Origin of the sequence: Streptomyces sp. NPDC048258 (assembly GCF_043201995.1) — a bacterium.
Classification (GTDB): Bacteria; Actinomycetota; Actinomycetes; order Streptomycetales; family Streptomycetaceae; genus Streptomyces.
The window spans coordinates 56,377-73,751 of record NZ_JBICZH010000002.1; the positions used below are offsets into that span (position 1 = coordinate 56,377).

A 17,375-nucleotide genomic window follows, 5' to 3' on the forward strand; every position below is an offset into this window, starting at 1 on the left:
TGTCTGTCAACCTGATGGGAGCGGCCAGTGTCTTTCGGTGAGCAGCCGGCCTACCTGCGCGTGGCCGGGGATCTGCGACGGAAGATCGTCGACGGTTCCCTCCCCCCGCACGCCCGGCTCCCCTCGCAGGCCCGCATCCGCGAGGAGTACGGGGTCTCCGACACCGTGGCGCTGGAGGCGCGCAAGGTCCTCATGGCGGAGGGCCTGGTCGAGGGCCGGTCCGGGTCGGGTACGTACGTACGGGAGCAGCCGGTGCCGCGGCGGGTCGCGCGCTCCGGCTACCGCACGGGCGGCGCCTCGACGCCGTTCCGTCAGGAGCAGGCGGACTCCGGGGCGCGCGGCACCTGGGAGTCGAACAGCGAGCAGACGGCTGCCCCGGCTGAGATCGCCGAGCGGCTCGGCATCGGGGCGGGCGAGCGGGTGATGCGGACGCGGTACGTCTTCCGCGACGCGGGGGAGGCGATGATGCTGTCGACCTCGTGGGAGCCGCTGTCCGTGACCGGCCGGACCCCCGTGATGCTGCCGGAGGAAGGTCCGCTGGGCGGCTCCGGGGTGGTCGACCGGATGGCCGCGATCGATGTCGTCGTGGACAACGTGGTGGAGGAGGTCGGCGCGCGGCCGGGCCTGGCGGAGGAGATCTTCCTCCTGGGCGGGGTCCCGGGGCACGTGGTGCTGGTGATCGGGCGCACCTACTTCGCCTCCGGCCGCGCCGTGGAAACCGCCGACGTGGTGGTCCCGGCGGACCGCTACCGCCTGTCGTACCACCTTCCGGTGCGCTAGCCGCCGCCCCGCCTGTGCGGGCCTCTGCCCAGGCTCGCCCGCGGGTTCGGGAGTCGACAACGCCCTGGTGATGCCGGGGGTGGGGGTGCAACCCCCTTGCCGTGCCCAAGGGTGATGGGGCGTCACGCGCGGGCCCGCCCTCCTTCTTCGCGGCCGGAGCCGCCCCCTCCCGACGCCCTCCGTGCGCCGGGTCCGAGCCGGAGCGCACGGCCCACTCGTACGCATGGCCGGATGCGTACGCCTGCGAGGTACCTCTTCGTGAAAAACCGTATCCGCTCCGTAAAGTCCGGGCGTAAGCTCAGGCATATGCGCAATGCGGTTTCCTGGGCAGGTACGCCGGCGGAGGGTGAAACGCGATGAACGACAGCGGTGCCCTGCTCCCGTGGCACGTCATACGTCAGGACGACAACGGCAACCGCTACCGGGTGGGCCGGTACCCCACCCGGGCCGAGGCCCAGAAGGTCGTCGACAGCCTCGACGACCGAGGACACAAGCAGCTCTACTGGGTCGAGCGGATCGGTCAGACCGCCACGATGAATTGAGCGACAGCGTTGACATAGGCTCCGTCCATGACTGTACGAGTGGTCGTGGGCGGAGCCCTTTGTCATGAGGGCCGCCTGCTGGCCGCCCGCCGCAGCGCACCCCCCGAGCTGGCCGGACGCTGGGAACTGCCGGGCGGCAAGGCCGAACCCGGCGAGTCCGTCCCCGAGGCGCTGGTGCGCGAACTGCGCGAGGAGCTCGGCGTCGAGGCCGAACCGCTGGAGCGGATCCCGGGCGAGTGGCCGCTGAAACCCGGGCTCGTCCTGCACGTCTGGACCGCCCGCCTGGTCTCCGGCGAGCCCGCGCCGCTGGAGGACCACGACGAGCTGCGCTGGCTCGGGCCGGAGGAACTGGAGTCGGTGGACTGGCTCGACCAGGACCGGCCCGCGGTCGCCGAGGCCGGGCGCCGGCTGCGCGACGAGGGCGCAGGGGGGCGCGTGACGCTCGCACTGTAGGCCGTCTGCGCCACAGTGCGCCGTGCGTGCGGGATCGAGTGGTACGACGCCCCAAATATCGGGTATGTCGCTATTAATCCCTGTCTCGTCCCCCATTCGTCCCCGACGAACCGGACTGGGGTCCCAGCTGGCCCGGGAAGTGATCGGCGTGATCGACACAGACGGTGAATGTGCCGAGTGGGCCTTCCCCGCCGAACCCGGTGCCGTCCGCACCGCCCGCAACGCCGTGCGCGGAACCCTCCGGGCCTGGGGCCTGGACTCCATCGGCGATGTGACCGTCCTGCTGGTCAGCGAGCTCGTCACCAACTCCCTGCGGTACGCGTCCGGCCCCATCGGCGTCCGTCTGGAACGGCGGAATCCGGCCGTCGACGGAACGGGGGGCGGCCCCGCGCTGCTCGTGGAGGTTTCCGATCCGCTTCCGGATCCGCCCCGCGAGCGGGTCGCCAGGCCCGACGACGAGGGCGGCCGGGGACTGCATCTCGTCGCCGTCTCCTCGAAGCGCTGGGGGACCCGCCACGGGAAGTCGGGCAAGACTGTGTGGTTCGAGTTGGCACTTCCTGGTGAGTAACAAGGGGAAGGGTGGCCGTCCATCACACGAGGTGGCTAAAAACTAACGGGACCTTTTTGTGATCGTGAACGCCGTGCCGTCCGGGGCCGTGGTGCTGAATACTTCGGTCATGGCCGGTCCGGTTGCGGTGAGCTGGAGGGGACGGTCGCGTGAGCGAGATACCTGCGCAGGCACATCAGACCAGGGTGCCCGGGGAGACATGGCACGACTCCCTGTGGCACAGCAGTCCGCCTGGCTCGATATATGACTACATAAAGGTCGCTTCCTTCTCGATCGGACCTGACGGGCTCATCGATCAGTGGAGTCTGCGCGCCGAGGAACTCTTCGGGCTGACCGCCGTCCAGGCCGTGGGGCGCGATCCGGTCGATGCCTTCATGCCGCCCGAGCTGCGCGCCGGCGGACACCGCCGCGTCGCCGAGATCCTCGACGGCAAGGAGTGGACGGGCCTCGTCCCCTTCCGGATCCCGGGCGGGGACGGCGAGCACGGCGTGGCCGAGATCTATGTGATGCCCACCCAGACCGAAGCCGCCGAGCGGGCCGCCCTGTGTGTCGTCGTCGACGTACGCGCGCTGCGCCGGATCGAATCCGATCTGGCGGCCTCCCAAGCCATATTCGGCCAATCTCCTTTCGGCTTCCTGCTCTTCGGTACGGACCTCACCGTGCAGCGCGCCAACCGCCGCTTCGCCACCGTCTTCGGCGGCGCCGCCGAGGAGCACCGGGGCCGGACCGTGCACGACTACCTCCCGGTGCACGAGGCCGACCGGATGGCCGAGGCCCTGCGCCGGGTGCTGGAGACCGGGGACTCGGTGACAGACCTCCGGATCACCGGGGCCGCCCCCGGCAGCCGGGAGGACCGGCACTGGTCGATCAACCTCTACCGCGTGCACGGCGGCACCGGCCGTCCCATCGGCGTCGCCGGCATCGGCACCGACGTCACCCGCCGCCACCTCGCCGCCCGCGAGGCCGCCGGGGTACGGCGCAATCTCGCGCTCCTCAACGAGGCCGGACACCGCATCGGGAACTCCCTCGACCTGGAGACCACCGCCCGCGAACTCCTCGACGTCACCGTGCCCGGCTTCTGCGACCTGGCCGCCGTGGACCTCTACCAGGGGCTGCTGCTCGGCGACGACGACCGGCCCGCCCGTCCGCAGGGCCCCGGGGTGCCCTCGCTGCCGCCCGGGCTGGGCGCCGGACGGGCTCCCTCCGCGCCCCTGCGGCGGGTCGCCTTCGCCTCCGCCGTCTCGGACGCCCCGCTGTCGGGACCGGGCGCGCTGGTCTCCGTAGGGGAGATCCACCGCTATCCGGCGGCCTCGCCGGGCGCGCTCGCGCTGCGCACGGCGCGGCCGCGGCTGATCGAGGGCGGCGGACCGGAAGGCCTCGTCCAGTCCACGCTGGTCGTGCCGATGGTCGCCCACGACACGGTGGTCGGCCTCGCGCAGTTCTCCCGTACGAAGGGCAGCGAACCCTTCGGCGAACGGGACCGGGCGGTCGCGGTGGAGCTCGCCGCGCGGGCCGCCGTGTGCATCGACAACGCGCGGCTCTACCGGCGCGAACACGAGCGGGCGCTGATACTGCAGCGCAGCCTGCTGCCGCCCGGCGACCCGGAGGCGGCCGGCCTGGACATCGCCTGCCGCTACCTGCCGGGGAACGCGGCCACCGAGGTCGGCGGCGACTGGTTCGACGTCATCGAGCTGCCCGGCCACCGCACGGCGCTGGTCGTCGGCGACGTGATGGGCCGCGGACTGAGGGCCGCCGTCGCGATGGGCGAACTGCGGACCGCCGTACGGACCCTCGCGCTGCTCGACCTCGAACCGGCCGAGGTGCTGACCGCGCTGGACGAGATCGCCCGGGGCCTCGGGGCCCCCGGCGGATCCCAGCAGGCTTCGCGTGCGGCCCTGTACTCACGGGACGCGGACCGCTCCGAGGTGTACCTCGCCACCTGCGTGTACGCCGTCTACGACCCGGTGACGCGGCGCTGCACGATCGCCAACGCGGGCCACATGCCGCCCGTGCTGGTCGAGCCGCCCGACGAGGGCGGCGCGGCGCGGCCCGCCCTGCTGCTGGAGGTGCCCACCGGAATGCCGCTGGGGGTGGGCGGGGAGCCGTTCGAGGAGGTCGAGGTGGATCTGCCGGAGGGGGCGCTGCTCGCGCTGTACACCGACGGCCTGGTCGAATCCCGCGACCACCCGCTGGAGGAGGGCCTGCGCGGCCTGCGTGAGGCCCTCGCGGACCCGGTCCGCCCGCTGGAGGACGTCTGCGACCACGTCCTGAACACGCTGGACACCCGGCACGGGGAGGACGACATCGCCCTGCTGATGGCGCGCGTGCAGGGCCTGCCGGTCGACGCGGTGGGGGACTGGCAACTGCCCCGCGAGGCACGGTCGGTGGGCCGCGCCCGGGAGCTGGCGCGGGCGAAGCTGCCGGCGTGGGGCCTGGAAGGCCTGCTGGACACCACCGAACTGCTGGTCAGCGAGCTCGTCACCAATGCCCTGCGGTACGGGGAGGGTGAGATCCGGCTGCGGCTGCTGCTGGACCGGACGCTGGTCTGCGAGGTCTGGGACGCGAACCTGGTCCAGCCGAGGCGCCGGCGGGCCCGCGACACCGACGAGGGCGGCCGCGGCCTCCAGCTGGTGGGCCTGCTCTCGGCCGGCTGGGGCACGCGCCGCACCCACCGCGGCAAGACCGTCTGGTTCGAGCTCCCCCTGCCGGGCGCGGCGGCGGAGGCGGTCTCGGGGCTCTCGGCGGAGCAACTGCTGAGCATGTACGGCTGATCCGCCGCCCGCCGGTGCGGGCCGATATCGCGTGGCGGCCGCACCCCCGGTCGGGCAGGGTGCGGGGTGATGAGCGACGAAGACGAGATGATCTACGCCCCTTACGACTCCCTCGAAGGGCTGCTGCAACGGGGGCGTGGCCCCGGCGGCGTTTGAGGCGCGGGTCCGGGCGGAGCCCGCGCCCTCCGGGCAGGGAGAGACCGCTAGGCGGTGGCCTTGAGGGCGGCGAGTCTGGCCTCGATCTCCGAGGTCTTGCCGAGGTCCTCCAGGGACTCGAACTGCGCGTCCAGTGAGGACGCGGCCAGTTCCTGCTTGCCCATCGCCATGGCCTCCTCGCGGCGGACCTTCTCCTCGAAGCGGTTCAGGTCGCTCGTCGGGTCCATCACGTCGATGTTCTTCACCGCGTCCAGCATCGTGTTCTGCGCCTGCGCGGTCTTCGCCCGGGCCACCAGCTCGTCGCGCTTCGCCTGGAGCTCCGTCAGCTTGTTCTTCATCGAGTCCAGGCCCGACTTGAGCTTGTCGACGACCTCCGTCTGGGCGGCGATCACCGGCTCCGCCGTCTTCGCCTCCTTCTCCGACTGGATCTGCCGGCCCAGCGCCACCTTCGCCAGGTTGTCGAACTTGTCGGCATCCACCGCGGAACCCGCCGCCCGCAGGTCATCCGCCTTCCTGCTCGCCGCGAGGGCCTTGCCGCCCCACTCGGCGGCCGCCTCCACGTCCTCCTTGTGGTCCGCCTCCAGCATCCGGAGGTTGCCGATCGTCGTCGCGACGGCCTGCTCCGCCTCCGAGATGTTGTTCGTGTAGTCGCGGATCAGCTGGTCCAGCATCTTCTGCGGGTCCTCGGCCTGGTCCAGCAGGGCGTTGATGTTGGCCTTGGCGAGCTGGGTGACGCGGCCGAGGATGGTCTGCTTGCTCATGAGGGGTCTCTCCCGGTGCTCCTGGTGAGGGGGTTGGTGTGCGCCGTTCAGAAGCGGCCGCCGCCGCCCATCCGGCCGCGGGTCCCGCCGCCGCCGAAGGATCCGGGGCCGCGGCCTCCGCCGCCCCCGAAGCCCCCGCCGCCGCCCCCGAAGCCCCCGCCTCCCCCGAAGCCGCCCCCGCCCCGCAGGATCTCGCCGAGGATGATCCCGCCGAGTACGGCGCCGCCCTGGCCGCCGCCCGGGCGCCGGCCCCCGTACGGGTCCTGGTACGCCCGTACGTCCTGCTCCGCCAGCTGCTGCGCCTGCCGTGCCAGCGCGTCCGCCTGCTGTGCCTCCGCCAGCGCGCCCGTCGGGTCCGCGGCCGTCAGGGACACCGCCCGCTCCAGGTGCCGTCCGGCCTCCGCCAGCCGGGTGCGGGCCTGGCTGCCGACCGCGCCCCGGCTGGTGGTGACGTAGTCCGTGGCCGCCCCGATCGCGCTGCGCGCCGACAGCATGGCCTGGTCCAGCAGGGCCGCCGCCCGCTGCCGGCCCGTCTCCCGCTCCCGCGCCCCGGAGAGGGCCTCGTCCAGGGCCGCGTCGGCCTCCTCGACACGGCGCAGGGCGTCGATCGGGTCGTACCGGCCGGCCGCCTGCTCCTGCCGTACGTCGGCCAGCACGGACTCGGCCCGGCCGATGCGGCCGCGCAGGTCGCCCGTCGAGGTGCCCTCCGCGGTGCCCGTCAGCAGCCCGCGCGCGTCCGCGAGGTCGGTCTCCGTCTCGTTCAGCGCGCCCGGCAGCTTCCCGGCCGCCTCCGCCAGCTCCTGCGCCCGCCGCTCGACCGCGTCGACGAGGGTCGCGGCCTGGTCCACCGCGCCCTCGGCGGCCCGTACGTGCACGGCAGCCTTTCCGTTGTCGCCGCCGTCGACGGCCGCGCGGGCCTCGCCGAGGTTGGCGGTGGCGAACAGCAGCCGGTCCTCGGCCTGTTCGGGGTTGGCGGCGACGGGCGCGGACGCGGAGTCCGCGTACCGCCGCGTCAGCGCGGTCAGGGTCGCCCCGGCGGTCGTCGTGCGCCCGGTCAGGGCCCGGAAGTGCGCCTCCACGGTGGCGAGGGCCTGCGGGGCGTTCTTCTCCAGGTCCCGCAGCCGGTCGAAGTCCGCCGACTCGGCGTCGAGCCGCCGGCTCGCCTCCGTGCACCGGGCGACGATCTCGTCGAGCATCCGGCGCCGGGTCGCGTCGTCCTCCGGGTAGGCGTCGTCGAGCTGCTGGCGCAGCCGGAAGGCGTGCGTCAGCTCGGACTTGGCGTACTCCACGGCCGCGGTGAACGGGACGACCGCCTCGTCCCCGAACTGCGCGGAGGCGAAGCCGAGTTCCTCGGTGCTGGTGCGGACGGAGTCGTCGGTCTCCACCAGCAGCGCCTTGGCCCGGGCGTCCAGTTCCGGCAGCGGGAGCCGGTCCGGCGCTCCTTCGGGCCAGCCCGGGCCGGTCGTCGTACCGCGGCCGGCGGCGCCGATCACGGCGTCCTTGCGCTTGCGGCGGCGGTACGCGTACGCCCCGAGCGCTCCGGCGGCGCCGACGGCGATCACCGGGAGCACGAAGTCCCCCGCCCCGCTCTCACCGTTCCCCTCACCGCCGGGGTCGGCCGGGCCGGGGGTGACGGCGGGCACGGGTACGGGCTGCCCGCCGAGCACGGCGTTGTAGCCGTTGGCCGCGCCGATGGCGGCGCCCGCCCAGTCGTTCTGCTTCAGGGCGGGCTCGATGGCGGTCCGGGCGACGGCCGCGAGCTGCTCCTCGGTGAAACCGGAGTCGACGGCGGCGGAGTACGCGTACTGCCGGGCCCCGGTCGCCACCGCCAGCAGCACGTCGTCCTGGCCCAGGCCGTTCTTCTCCGCGGTGGCGTCGGCCCAGCTCTGTGCGGAGCGCCCGGAGAAGTCGCGTACGTACGCCACGAAGAGCTGGATCTTCCGGTCGGCGTACAGCTTGTCGAGCGCGGCGGTGACCGACCCCTTCCGGTCGCCCAGCGCCCCGACGCGGTCGGTGATCTGCCCCTGCTGCGAAAGGGTGACGGGATCGTCGGCCCGCGCCGGTGGCGCCCCGGCCACGCCCCAGCCGCCGAGCGCCAGCAGCGCGGCGGCGAGGGCGAGCCCGGCCCGTACGAACAGCCCGCTGCGCGGCCTGCTTCTCGTCTGGCTTCTCGACGGAATCACATATCGGAGATTATGGGCGGTTTCACCCCTCCGCACCCGGAGTCGCACCCGGAGCCGCAGCCGGAGCCGCAGGCGGTGACCCGGGATCGGACCGGCGCCGGATCTTGTTCCCCAGCCACACCAGCGGGTCGTACTTGCGGTCCACCGCCCGCTCCTTCAGCGGGATCAGCGCGTTGTCGGTGATCTTGATGCCCTCGGGGCAGACCTCCGTACAGCACTTGGTGATGTTGCAGTAGCCGAGCCCGTGCTCCTCCTGGGCGGTGCGCTTGCGGTCCAGGCCCGCCTCCGCCGCCGCGTCCAGGGGGTGCATGTCCAGCTCCGCCACCCGCATCAGGAAGCGCGGACCGGCGAAGGAGGGCTTGTTCTCCTCGTGGTCGCGCACGACGTGACAGGTGTCCTGGCACAGGAAGCACTCGATGCACTTGCGGAACTCCTGCGAGCGTTCCACGTCCATCTGCCGCATCCGGTACGCGCCCGGCGCCACCCCTTCCGGCGGCACGAAGGCCGGGACCTCCCGTGCCTTCCGGTAGTTGAAGGACACGTCCGTGACCAGGTCCCGCACGACCGGGAAGGCGCGCAGCGGGGTGACCGTGATCGTTTCCTCGCGCGTGAACGTCGACATGCGCGTCATGCACATCAGCCGCGGCCGCCCGTTGACCTCCGCGCTGCAGGAGCCGCACTTGCCGGCCTTGCAGTTCCAGCGCACCGCGAGGTCCGAGGCCTGGGTGGCCTGGAGCCGGTGGACGATGTCCAGGACCACCTCCCCGTCGTGCACCTCGACGGTGAAGTCCCTGAGCGATCCGCCCTCGGCGTCGCCCCGCCAGATCCGGAAGCTCGCGTCGTACGTACTCATTCGTAGAGCTCCTCTTCGGCGAGGTACTTGACCAGCTCTTCCTTCTCGAAGAGCGCGAGCAGGTCCGGGCGGATGGGGTCGGTACGGGTCCGGACCAGTGCGATCCGGTCGGCCGCCGGATCCACCGGGGCCGGGTCGACGGGGCGGCACAGCAGGTTCACCGGGCGCCAGCTCCGCTCCATCGCCGGGCAGTCCTCGCGGGTGTGCCCGCCCCGGCTCTCGGTGCGCTCCAGTGCCGCGCGGGCCACGCACTCGCTGACCAGCAGCATGTTCCGCAGGTCCAGCGCCAGGTGCCAGCCCGGGTTGAACTGGCGGTGCCCCTCGACACCGGCCCGGGATGCCCGTTCGCGCAGGGTCGCCAGCTTCTCCAGGGCCTCGGCCATCTCGCCCGCCCGGCGGATGATGCCGACCAGGTCGTTCATGGTCGTCTGGAGCTCCTGGTGGAGGGTGTACGGGTTCTCCGCGCCCTCGGCGGCGTGGAACGGGGCCAGCGCCTCCTCGGCGGCCGCGTCGATCTGCGCCTGGGAGACGGCCGGGCGCCCGGCCGGGAAGGAGGCGTACTCCGCCGCGTGCAGTCCGGCCCGCCGGCCGAAGACCAGCAGGTCGGAGAGGGAGTTCCCGCCGAGCCGGTTCGAGCCGTGCATCCCGCCCGCGACCTCGCCCGCCGCGAAGAGCCCCGGCACCCCGACCGTGGCGGCGGTGTCGGAGTCGACCGCGATCCCGCCCATCACGTAGTGGCAGGTCGGGCCGACCTCCATCGGCTCCGCCGTGATGTCCACGTCCGCCAGCTCCTTGAACTGGTGGTACATCGACGGGAGCCGCCGCTTGATCTTCTCGGCCGGCATCCGGGTGGACACGTCCAGGAACACCCCGCCGTGCGGGGAGCCGCGGCCCGCCTTCACCTCGGAGTTGATGGCCCGGGCCACCTCGTCGCGCGGCAGCAGCTCGGGCGGACGCCGGTTGTGGTCCGGGTCCTCGTACCAGCGGTCGCCCTCCTCCTCCGACTCCGCGTACTTCTCCTTGAAGACGTCGGGGACGTAGTCGAACATGAACCGCTTGCCCTCGGAGTTGCGCAGCACCCCGCCGTCGCCGCGCACGGACTCGGTGACGAGGATGCCCTTCACAGACGGCGGCCAGACCATGCCCGTGGGGTGGAACTGCACGAACTCCATGTTCAGCAGGGGCGCGCCCGCGAGCAGCGCCAGCGCGTGGCCGTCACCCGTGTACTCCCACGAGTTCGAGGTGGTCTTGAAGGACTTGCCGATCCCGCCCGTGGCCAGGACCACCGCCGGGGCCTCCAGGACGAAGAAGCGGCCGGACTCGCGCTCGTAGCAGAAGGTCCCCGAGACCCTCCCCGCGGCGGAGCCGCCATCGGATGCAGTGTCTTTGAGGACCCTGGTGACCGTGCACTCCTGGAAGACCTTGAGCCGGGCCTCGTAGTCCCCGAACTCCTTGAAGTCCTCCTGTTGGAGGGCGACGATCTTCTGCTGGAGGGTGCGGATCAGCTCCAGGCCCGTGCGGTCGCCGACGTGCGCGAGGCGCGGGTACTCGTGGCCGCCGAAGTTGCGCTGGGAGATCTTCCCGTCGGGGGTGCGGTCGAAGAGGGCGCCCCAGGTCTCCAGCTCCCAGACCCGGTCGGGGGCCTCCTTCGCGTGCAGTTCCGCCATCCGCCACTGGTTCAGGAACTTGCCGCCGCGCATGGTGTCGCGGAAGTGCACCTGCCAGTTGTCGCCCTCGTTGACGTTGCCCATGGAGGCGGCGATCCCGCCCTCCGCCATCACCGTGTGAGCCTTGCCGAAGAGGGACTTGCAGATCACGGCCGTACGGGCACCGCGCTCGCGGGCCTCGATCGCGGCCCGCAGCCCGGCGCCGCCCGCGCCGACCACCACCACGTCCCACTGCTGCCGTTCCACTTGAGCCATCTCAGAAGATCCTCGGGTCGGTGAAGGCGCCGCTGGCGAGCAGGTACACGTAGAAGTCGCACAGGGCCACGCTGATCAGGGAGGCCCACGCCAGCTGCATGTGGCGGGAGTTGAGCCGGCTGATCCAGCCCCACAGCCGGTAGCGCACAGGGTGCTTCGAGAAGTGCCTGAGCTTGCCGCCCATGATGTGGCGGCAGGAGTGGCAGGACAGCGTGTACGCCCAGATCAGCACGATGTTGACGACGAACACCAGCGTGCCGAGGCCCATGTGGCCCCACTCGTAGTGCTCGTCGCGGAAGGTCAGCACGGTGTCGTACGTGAGGATGCCCGCGACCGGGACCGCCGCGTAGAAGAAGTACCGGTGCGCGTTCTGCAGGATCAGCGGGAAGCGGGTCTCGCCGGTGTACTTCGCGTGCGGCTCGGCGACGGCGCAGGCGGGCGGCGAGGCCCAGAAGCCCCGGTAGTAGGCCTTGCGGTAGTAGTAGCAGGTCAGCCGGAAGCCGAGCGGGAAGACCAGGATCAGCAGGGCGGGGGACAGGCCCCACCAGCTGCCGAAGAGGTCCCAGTTGGGGCCGCCGCGCATCTCCTCGCAGTTCTCCGCGAGACACGGGGAGTAGAAGGGGGAGACGTACGGGGCCGCGTAGTAGTCGGCGTTCGCGAAGGCCCGCCAGGTCGAGTAGACGATGAAGGCGAGCAGCCCGGCCGCGGTGCCGGCGGGGGCCAGCCACCACCGGTCGGTACGCAGGTGCCGGGCAGCGATCGCGGCCCGGGAGGCGTCGTGGACGCCGCCGGGCCGCTGCTGGGGTGGTTGTGTGCCTGTGGCCAAAGGGGACTCCGGGAGGAGTGAAGAGGGGTGGCCCAGGAGGCCCGGCCGCCTCGGGCGGCCGGGCCAGATGGGGGAGCGGGTCGTACGGCTGAAACGGGTCGACCGGCTGGAGCGGTGGTGGCCGCCGTCAGGGGGCGTGGCGGTCGCGCGCGCCCAGGCCCTCGTCGTCGGTGTCCGTCCACAGCGCGTTGTCGTACGGCGTGTCCGGGATGGTCACCATCCGGGACGGATCCGGCGCGGCCGACGGCGGCGCCGGCTTCTGCCGCTTCGCCTGCTGCTCCAGCTGTTCGACCTTGCGCGTCAGCTCGTCCAGGTTGCGCCGTACGGCGCTCAGATCATCTTGCAGGGACATGATTTGCCCTCACTTCCGCAGGTGCGGTGGCAGCGCTCATGTGCGCCTGCGAGTGTCGCGCTTCCCGTCCCCGGTTGTGAAGGGACGTGCAGCGATTGCGGGCGCGCAGGCGTGAACTGTGCGCCCCTCCTTGGACCCCATTCTCATCCCTCGTCCGAGGGAATGCCTTCCCCCGGCCAACGCTGGGCGGTGCCCCCGGGCCGCGCAAGCCGGATTGGTCCGCACGGGTGGGGTTCGCGGCGTGGCGCGAGGTGGCTGCGGGGGGTACGGGGGGCGGTCGATTTCAGTGGGTTCCGGCAACCGGTGTGATCAGCTCCATATACCGCCGAACGTGATCATGCTTCCCCCACGCCCCGCCCCGGAGGTACCACCCATGTCCCAGAGAAGGCGCAGGTCATTGGCGCTCCTGACCTCGGGAGTCCTCGCACTGCCGCTCCTCACGGGCTGCGGCGCGGGTGACGACGAGGGCGGCCCGGTCGCCGCCGGACAGGACATCGCGACGACCGCCCGTGACAAGGTCGCCGACGGGGGCGTGCTGCGGTGGGCGGTGGACGCCCTCCCGGAGACCCTGAACACCTTCCAGGCCGACGCGGACGCCGCCACCAACCGGATCGCCGCCGCCGTGCTGCCGCAGCTGTTCGTGATGAACGCCAAGGGGCGGCCGGTGGCCAATCCCGACTACCTGGAGAAGGCGGAGGTCGTCGAGCGGGAGCCCAAGCAGGTCGTCCTGTACAAGCTGAACCAGCAGGCGGTGTGGAGCGACGGCCGCGAGATCGGAGCCCCCGACTTCGTCGCGCAGTGGCGGGCGCTGAACGGCAAGGACTCGGCGTACTGGACGGCCCGCAACGCCGGCTACGAGCGGATCGAGAAGATCGAACGGGGCAAGAGCGACCTGGAGGTCAAGGTCACCTTCGCCAAGCCGTACGCGGACTGGCGTTCCCTCTTCAGCCCGCTCTACCCCAAGCAGGTCACCGGCACCCCCGACGCCTTCAACGAGGGGGCCCGCGGCACCCTCAAGGTCACCGCCGGACCCTTCGGCCTCGGGGCGATCGACAAGAAGACCGGCACCGCCGCCCTGAACCGCAATCCGCGCTGGTGGGGACAGCCGGCCAAGCTGGACACGCTGGTCCTGACGGCGGTGCCCCGGGCGGAGCGCCCGGCGGCGCTGGCCGCCGGCAAGCTCGATCTGGCGGAGATCGACCGCACCGGCGCCGACCGGATCGCGCTCGCGCACCGGGACGCGAAGAAGCAGGGCGGAGCGGGAGGTGCGGGCTCGGGCGGGGCCCCGGCCCACGGTCCCGGCGCCTCGACGACCGCCGCGCAGGCCACCCTGTCGTGGGCGATCGCCTTCGGCGCGGACGAGGACAAGGCCCAGGCGGAGAAAGAGACCCGGCAGAAGAACGCGGAGGCGGTCAGGCGGTACGCCGACGAGCAGGCGGCCCTGCGGACCTTCACCGTCCGCAAGTCCCTGGAGCCGGCCTACACGCAGCTCGCGATGAACGGCGCCGGCGGCCCGCTGGCCGACGAGCGGGTCCGCCGGGCGGTGGCCCGGGCGCTGGACCGCAAGCAACTGGCCGAGATCGTACTGAAGCCGCTGGGCCTGCCCGCGAAGCCGGTCGGCAGCCACGTGGCGCTGGCCGGGCAGCAGGCGTACGCCGACAACAGCGAGGCCCTCGGCGGCCAGGACACCCAGGCCGCCCAGGCCCTCCTCGCGGACGCGGGCTGGCGCCGGGGCGGCAAGATCACCGAGCCTCCGGGCGCGAAGGCCGGCCCGGAGAGCGAGCAGCAGGACGACGGGAAGACCCCGTCGGGCCCCGGCACGGGCAACGACGGCCTCTACATCGTGGGCCAGGACGACGAGCGCAACGGCGACCACGGCGCCGCGCAGGGCGGCCGCCCCGAGGGCCCCGGGCGGCACAGCGGCGACGGCGCCCTCCCCGAGGGCGTCGCGTTCGGCCCGGACGGTGAGATCGTCGGCCTGGGGGCACCCCCAGCGGTAGCCGGGGGAGCGTTCGGCCCGGGTGCGGCGGCGGACCGGTTCTCCCCGGTGCTGGTCCCCGCGCCGTTCGCGGAGGGGCAGGAGGCGGCCCTGCGGGCCCAGGCCGCAGCCGCGAGACTCGTCGACGACGGAAAGCGCAGCCCGGCCCTCGACGGCGAGGCCGCGGAGCCCGCCGAGCCCGCCAAGGGCTCCGCACCCCCGGCCAAGCAGGCCGTACGCACCTCCGGCGCAATCCTCGCCAAGGACGGCAAGCCGCTCGACCTGCGGTTCGTCCTCCCGGCGGGCCCCGGATCGGAGTCGCTGCGCGCGGTCGGCGAGCGGATCGCCCAGATGCTCCGGAAGATCGGCGTGAACACCGAGATCACCAAGGTGGCCGACGAGAGCTTCTTCAAGGACCACATCGCCTCGGGCCAGTACGACCTGGCCCTCTACTCCTGGCCGGCGACCGCCTACCCGGCCACCGACGCCCGGCCGATCTTCGCCAAGCCGGAGCCGGCCGCGGACGGCTCGCTCCTCGTCGAACAGAACTACACGCGGGTCGGTACCGACCACATCGACCAGCTCTTCGACCAGGCGGCCGGCGAGCTGGACGAGGCGCAGGCCCGTGAGCTGATGCGCAAGGCGGACGCCCGGATCTGGGCCGCCGCCGGCTCCGTCCCCCTGTACCAGCGCCCGGAGCTGGTGGCCGTCAAGGCGTCCCTGGTCAACGCGGGGGCCTTCGGGCTCGGCGCTCCCCGCTTCCAGGACATCGGCTGGAAGAAGCCCCCGACCGCCAAGGGCAAGAAGAAGTAGCGCGAGAAGAGTCGCCGGACGACGGGGCGCGAGAAGGAGAGCGGGAGAAGAAGTGGTGACAAAGGGGTGCCTGTCAGGTTGACCTCGGGATCCCAAGCTCAGATGTGACTCAAGTCGCTTGCCCGCCGGATCTCCGGCGGGCAAGGTCGTGCACACCCGTTGACCCGCATGAATACAGGCCGGACCGGCGGCCGGCGCACCCCACCCCGCACCCGGCCTCCCTCATTCGTCCGGCCTCTTGACAGACCCCCCGGCAGGCGGTTCCCGCCACGCGACGTACCATGGGGTAAGGCCGTGGCAGGTTTTCGCCCGGTCGAGGCGCGCGTGCCAGGCCGTACGCGACGCCATCCACGATCCCGGGAGAAGCGCCGAAGTGCCCACGCGCCACGACATCCGTAACGTCGCCATCGTCGCCCACGTCGACCATGGCAAGACGACCATCGTCGATGCCATGCTCAAGCAGGCCGGTGCCTTCGCCGCCCACCAGCACCTCGACGACCGCATGATGGACTCGAACGACCTGGAGCGTGAGAAGGGCATCACGATCCTCGCCAAGAACACGGCGGTGAAGTATCACCCCAAGGACGGCGGGGCCCCGATCACGATCAACATCATCGACACCCCCGGCCACGCCGACTTCGGTGGTGAGGTCGAGCGCGGTCTGTCGATGGTGGACGCCGTCGTTCTGCTGGTGGACGCCTCCGAGGGTCCGCTGCCCCAGACCCGCTTCGTCCTGCGCAAGGCCCTGCAGGCGAAGATGCCGGTCATCCTCTGCATCAACAAGACCGACCGCCCGGACTCCCGGATCGACGAGGTCGTCAACGAGACGTACGACCTCTTCCTGGACCTGGACGCGGACGAGGACCAGATCGAGTTCCCGATCGTCTACGCCTGCGGCCGTGACGGCGTCGCCTCGCTGACCAAGCCGGAGGACGGCACCGTCCCCGCGGACAGCGACAACCTGGAGCCGTTCTTCTCCACCATCCTGGAGCACGTCCCGGCCCCGGTGTACGACGAGGAGGCCCCCCTCCAGGCCCACGTCACCAACCTGGACGCCGACAACTTCCTCGGCCGCATCGCGCTGCTCCGCGTCGAGCAGGGCGAGCTGCGCAAGGGCCAGACCGTCACGTGGATCAAGCGCGACGGCACCCACTCCAACGTCCGCATCACCGAGCTGATGATGACCGAGGCGCTCACCCGCAAGCCGGCCGAGGTGGCGGGCCCGGGTGACATCTGCGCGGTCGCCGGTATCCCCGACATCATGATCGGCGAGACCCTGGCCGACCCGGAGAACCCGATCGCCCTGCCGCTGATCTCGGTGGACGAGCCGGCGATCTCCATGACCATCGGTACGAACACTTCCCCGATGGTCGGCCGCGGCGGTAGCGGCAAGGGCGCGGACGCCAAGTCCGCGGTCAAGGACCGCAAGGTCACCGCCCGCCAGGTCAAGGACCGTCTGGACCGCGAGCTGGTCGGTAACGTCTCGCTCCGCGTCCTCGACACCGAGCGTCCCGACGCCTGGGAGGTCCAGGGCCGTGGTGAGCTCGCGCTCGCCATCCTGGTCGAGCAGATGCGCCGCGAGGGCTTCGAGCTGACCATCGGCAAGCCGCAGGTGGTCACGCAGGAGATCGACGGCAAGGTGCACGAGCCGGTCGAGCGCATGACGATCGACGTCCCCGAGGAGCACATGGGCGCGGTCACGCAGCTCATGGGCGTCCGCAAGGGCCGCATGGACAACATGTCGAACCACGGCTCCGGCTGGGTCCGCATGGAGTTCGTCGTCCCGTCGCGCGGCCTCATCGGCTTCCGTACGGAGTTCCTCACGGGCACGCGCGGTACCGGTATCGCCCACTCCATCCACGAGGGCCACGAGCCGTGGTTCGGCCCGCTGGTCACCCGTAACAACGGTTCGCTGGTCGCGGACCGCGCGGGTTCGGTCACGCCGTTCGCGATGATCAACCTTCAGGAGCGCGGTGTCCTGTTCACCGACCCCGGCACCGAGGTGTACGAGGGCATGATCGTCGGCGAGAACTCGCGCTCCGACGACATGGACGTGAACATCACCAAGGAGAAGAAGCTCACCAACATGCGTGCGGCTTCCGCGGACAACACCGAGAACGTGGTGCCGCCGCGCAAGCTCTCCCTGGAGCAGTCCCTGGAGTTCTGCCGCGACGACGAGTGCGTCGAGGTGACCCCGGAGGCCGTCCGCATCCGCAAGGTCGTCCTGGACCAGAAGGACCGCTCGCGCACCGCGTCGCGCGCCAAGTCCGCCAAGTAGCAACCTGCCGAGCCCAGTCGCCACTTGGGTGGTGACCGCCTCGGCCGCATCACCGCAGAACGCAGCAGCCCCTCTCGTCACGGACTCCGTGACGGGAGGGGCTGTTCGCTTCTGTCAAGCGGATTTATGTGTTCAGGTG

The 17,375-nt window shown here is 71.8% G+C and carries 13 protein-coding genes; 7 read left to right on the forward strand and 6 right to left on the reverse strand.

Annotated features, from left to right (window positions below):
- Window positions 1-27: 27 nt before the first annotated feature.
- The 5 genes from ACGFYQ_RS04435 (at window position 28) to ACGFYQ_RS04455 (ending at window position 5,114) form a co-directional block, all read left to right on the forward strand.
- Window positions 28-780: a GntR family transcriptional regulator gene (locus tag ACGFYQ_RS04435; protein WP_393739883.1), complete on the forward strand. Its 753-nt coding sequence runs from the start codon at window positions 28-30 to the stop codon at window positions 778-780.
- Window positions 781-1,136: 356 nt separating this feature from the next.
- Entirely contained in the window at window positions 1,137-1,322 is a 186-nt protein-coding gene (locus ACGFYQ_RS04440) for an SPOR domain-containing protein (RefSeq protein WP_328927454.1), read from the forward strand.
- Between the two features lie 27 nt (window positions 1,323-1,349).
- Window positions 1,350-1,775 (forward strand): (deoxy)nucleoside triphosphate pyrophosphohydrolase, encoded by a 426-nt coding sequence (locus ACGFYQ_RS04445; RefSeq protein ID WP_393739886.1) that lies wholly within the window; start codon window positions 1,350-1,352, stop codon window positions 1,773-1,775.
- Between the two features lie 139 nt (window positions 1,776-1,914).
- Entirely contained in the window at window positions 1,915-2,343 is a 429-nt protein-coding gene (locus ACGFYQ_RS04450; protein ID WP_393739888.1) for an ATP-binding protein, read from the forward strand.
- Between the two features lie 158 nt (window positions 2,344-2,501).
- Window positions 2,502-5,114, forward strand: coding sequence for a SpoIIE family protein phosphatase (locus ACGFYQ_RS04455; protein ID WP_393740877.1), 2,613 nt, complete (start codon window positions 2,502-2,504; stop codon window positions 5,112-5,114).
- A 203-nt stretch (window positions 5,115-5,317) separates the two neighbouring features.
- Here the strand turns inward: ACGFYQ_RS04455 and ACGFYQ_RS04460 are convergent, their stop codons facing one another.
- The 6 genes from ACGFYQ_RS04460 to ACGFYQ_RS04485 form a co-directional block, all read right to left on the reverse strand.
- Window positions 5,318-6,031: a PspA/IM30 family protein gene (locus tag ACGFYQ_RS04460; protein ID WP_393739890.1), complete on the reverse strand. Its 714-nt coding sequence runs from the start codon at window positions 6,029-6,031 to the stop codon at window positions 5,318-5,320.
- A 47-nt stretch (window positions 6,032-6,078) separates the two neighbouring features.
- Window positions 6,079-8,169: a TPM domain-containing protein gene (locus ACGFYQ_RS04465; protein WP_393740879.1), complete on the reverse strand. Its 2,091-nt coding sequence runs from the start codon at window positions 8,167-8,169 to the stop codon at window positions 6,079-6,081.
- Window positions 8,170-8,236: 67 nt separating this feature from the next.
- Complete coding sequence (locus ACGFYQ_RS04470) at window positions 8,237-9,067, reverse strand: succinate dehydrogenase/fumarate reductase iron-sulfur subunit (protein WP_393739892.1); 831 nt, start codon at window positions 9,065-9,067, stop codon at window positions 8,237-8,239.
- Complete coding sequence (locus ACGFYQ_RS04475) at window positions 9,064-10,989, reverse strand: fumarate reductase/succinate dehydrogenase flavoprotein subunit (protein WP_393739894.1); 1,926 nt, start codon at window positions 10,987-10,989, stop codon at window positions 9,064-9,066. The genes ACGFYQ_RS04470 and ACGFYQ_RS04475 overlap by 4 nt, the downstream gene beginning before the upstream one ends.
- Window position 10,990: 1 nt before the next feature.
- The gene (locus ACGFYQ_RS04480) at window positions 10,991-11,815 is read right to left on the reverse strand and encodes a hypothetical protein (RefSeq protein ID WP_393739896.1); all 825 of its coding nucleotides are present in this window, start codon (window positions 11,813-11,815) and stop codon (window positions 10,991-10,993) included.
- A gap of 127 nt (window positions 11,816-11,942) precedes the next feature.
- The gene (locus ACGFYQ_RS04485; protein ID WP_393739898.1) at window positions 11,943-12,167 is read right to left on the reverse strand and encodes a hypothetical protein; all 225 of its coding nucleotides are present in this window, start codon (window positions 12,165-12,167) and stop codon (window positions 11,943-11,945) included.
- Window positions 12,168-12,540: 373 nt separating this feature from the next.
- On the opposite strand from ACGFYQ_RS04485, the gene ACGFYQ_RS04490 reads away from it, so the two are divergent.
- Window positions 12,541-14,958, forward strand: a complete 2,418-nt coding sequence (locus ACGFYQ_RS04490; protein ID WP_393739900.1) for an ABC transporter family substrate-binding protein — start codon at window positions 12,541-12,543, stop codon at window positions 14,956-14,958.
- 373 nt (window positions 14,959-15,331) lie between these two features.
- Complete coding sequence (gene typA / locus ACGFYQ_RS04495; protein WP_393739902.1) at window positions 15,332-17,236, forward strand: translational GTPase TypA; 1,905 nt, start codon at window positions 15,332-15,334, stop codon at window positions 17,234-17,236.
- Window positions 17,237-17,375: the final 139 nt, after the last annotated feature.